Annotated in this window: 1 protein-coding gene; it reads left to right on the plus strand. The window is 73.1% G+C overall.

The window, feature by feature from the left end:
- Window positions 1–439 (plus strand): ERAP1-like C-terminal domain-containing protein (locus GT030_RS28885; RefSeq protein WP_202460694.1); only part of this gene is annotated, 439 nt, incomplete at its 5' end.
- Window positions 440–442 lie beyond the last annotated feature (3 nt).

The following is a 442-nucleotide window of genomic DNA, read 5'->3' on the forward strand; positions in this document are numbered from 1 at the left end:
CGCCGCCGAGTACGAGCGCGACCGCACCGCCGCCGGCGAGCGCCACGCGGCCACCGCCCGCGCGGCCCGCCCCACCGCCGAGGCGAAGGCGGAGGCGTGGGCCTCGGTCGTCGAGTCGGACAAGCTCCCCAACGCCGTCCAGGAAGCTGTGATCAGCGGTTTCATTCAGACCGACCAGCGCGAGCTCCTCGCCCCCTACACCGACCGCTACTTCGACTCCGTCAAGTCCGCCTGGGACTCCCGTTCCCACGAGATGGCCCAGCAGATCGCGGTCGGCCTCTACCCGTCGGTCCAGGTCTCGGAGGAGACGCTGCGGAAGACGGACGCCTGGCTCACGTCCGTGGACCCCACCCCGGCCCTCCGCCGCCTGATCTCCGAGTCCCGCGCGGGCGTGGAACGGGCCCTGAAGGCCCAGCGGGCGGACGCGGCTTCCGCGTAACCG

The organism is Streptomyces sp. SID1328 (genome assembly GCF_009865595.1).
In the GTDB taxonomy this organism is placed as follows: Bacteria; Actinomycetota; Actinomycetes; order Streptomycetales; family Streptomycetaceae; genus Streptomyces; species Streptomyces griseoluteus.